General features: G+C 72.5%; 2 protein-coding genes. Both read right to left on the bottom strand.

From position 1 onward, the window contains the following. Positions 1–51: 51 nt before the first annotated feature. On the bottom strand, positions 52–1707 hold the full coding sequence (gene wsfD / locus KGQ19_RS48355; RefSeq protein WP_212022353.1) for a glycan biosynthesis hexose transferase WsfD: 1656 nt from the start codon (positions 1705–1707) through the stop codon (positions 52–54). Between the two features lie 147 nt (positions 1708–1854). Continuing rightward, the coding region (locus KGQ19_RS48350; protein WP_212022350.1) for a CAP domain-containing protein at positions 1855–2272 on the bottom strand (418 nt) is incomplete at its 5' end.

The following is a 2272-nucleotide window of genomic DNA, read 5'->3' as shown; positions in this document are numbered from 1 at the left end:
CCCTCAAGCCACCCCTCAAGCCACCCCTCAAACCACCCCTCAAACCACCCCTCAAGCCACCGGCTCAGACTCCGGCGCCGAAACCGAGGCCGGGCGCGGAATCCCGGTGACCGCCGCCGCGTCCCGCCGGTCCCGGCTTGTGAGCGCCGCCAGCACCTCCACCGCTGCGAGCACCCACGCCAGCGCCGTCGCCAGCACCGCGAGGTCGAGGTGCTTGGCGGTGTCGATGCCGTCGGCGAAGGCGGACTCGCCGAATTGGGCCAGTGCCACGATTAGCAGCAGACCCAGGAGGGCCCCCACGCCCCGCAGAGCGCGGCGCCGCCGGGTCGCGGTGATGGCGGCTGCCGGGAGGAGCCACAGCAGGAGCAGCGTCGCCAGGCCGGAGCCTCGCAGCAGCCCGAGTGCGTCGGTGACCGGGGACCAGCGGTGGTCCTGGAGGCCGCGCGGGGTGTGGGCGAGGTGGGTGTAGTTCCCCAGGCGTGGCAGGACCATGATCTGCGTGCCGTGCGGTCCGGGGCCGCATAGTGTCGCGGTCGGCCGGGGCTCGTAGAAGTACCCTGCGACTCGGTTCAGGACCGGCAGGAGCCGGGTGGGGTGGTCCAGGAAGAAGCCGAGGATGCGCTGGTGCGACAGGCCTTTGGTGAACTTCTGATACGCGGCGCTGTCCTGGAGTGTCGTCGGCGCGCACCACGGCGGCGCCCCGGCGTAGTCGGCGAGCCAGGAGGGTGCGCCGAATTCGGCGACGTCTCGTTCCGGGTGGGCCGAGGTCGGGAGCAGGGTGACGACCACGAAGTTGGCCTCGGTCAGCTGGGCGGTCCGCTTGTCCTCGTTGCCGGACACCGCGAGGGCCCCGGCCGTCATCACCACCACGGCCACCAGGCCGGTCAGCCGGTGTCGCAGCCGTCGGTCCAGGGCCGGCAGCCGGACCCGGCCGGCCAGCTCGGCCAGCCGCGCGGGCCGGGACGGCACCGGCATCGGGATGGCGGGCAGCAGGAGCAGCAGCGCCAGCGGCAGCACCGCCGACACGTTCTGGGTCTTGGCGGTGGCCAGGAACAGCCCGGAGATGCCGGTGACGGCGATTCCCGCCAACCGGCGCCGGCGGCTCGGCCCGGCCAGCATCAGCACCCCGACCGCGACGTAGAGCAGCCCGATGATGGACGCGATCTCGCTGAAGGGCGAGACCGCGTAGTCGATGAACACCGTGTCCCCGACCACCGCGACCACGGCCGCGCACAGCAGCAGCCGGTAGCGGTGCCGCAGGGTCGCGATCCGGTAGAGGAGCCCGACTGCGGCGCCGATCAGCAGGCAGCACACGATCCCGACGGCCCGCAGGTCCAGGTAGCCGGGCAGGCCGAGCAGCCTGGTCAGCGCCCGGCCCGCGTAGAGCACCAGCAGCTGGCTGCTCTGGTAGGGCACGTCCGGCAGCCGGATCGAGCCCAGCGCGTGCCGCTGGCAGCCGAAGTGCGCCAGGTGGTCATAGCGGTAGTACACGTAGTCGCGCAGCCGGGGGGTGTTGCGTGGCAGCCGCACGTCGACGCCGAGGTGGCACATCAGCCGGACGCCGTCGTAGTTGTCGGCCACCCCCACCGGTCGGGGCACGAACAGGCGGAGCATGAGCAGCACCGCCGAGCCGGCGCCGACCGTCGCCGCGAGGACGGTCGCCGGGAGCCGGGTCGGACGGAGGTCTTCGATCCTTGGTTTACGCACGCCCTGGTTCAACGACCGAGGCGGGGCCGCATCACGTTTTCTCCGCTCTGCGGGTGAACCGCGGCCGACCGCGGCCTCCCACCAGCGCTCCCACCAGCGCTCCAGCCACGGCTCCGACCAGCGCTCCAACCAGTGGTACAACCAGCGTTACAACCAGCCCAACTCGATCGTCCAGTACACATCGCCGGTCGTCGGGTCCAGCTGCGCCGAGACCCCGATCCCGGTGTTCCAGAACGACACCAGCGCCCGCCGCGAGGCCGGGTCCCGCAGCAGCGCGCCGACCACGTCGTCACCGGGCTTGCCGTGCGCGATCAGCTCCTGGGACAGCGTCAGGCAGCCGACGCCGGCCGCCCGGCTGAAGGGGTCCGAGCCGTCGGAGCCGATGTGGCTGAAGTCGCCGGTGCGGGCCATGTCGGTGGAGTGCAGCGCGGCCGCCTTGGTCAGCAGCCGGTCGACGCTCAGCGCGCTGACGCTCTCCTGGTTCCGGGCGGCGCCGATCTCGCCGAGCGCCGCCGAGACCGCCGCCGAGGCGTCGAACGGCGCCGGGGCGCTCGTGCTGCTGGTC

Source organism: Catenulispora pinistramenti (assembly GCF_018274385.1).
GTDB classification, from domain to species: Bacteria; Actinomycetota; Actinomycetes; order Streptomycetales; family Catenulisporaceae; genus Catenulispora; species Catenulispora pinistramenti.
This window is presented reverse-complemented; position numbering and strand designations above follow the sequence as displayed.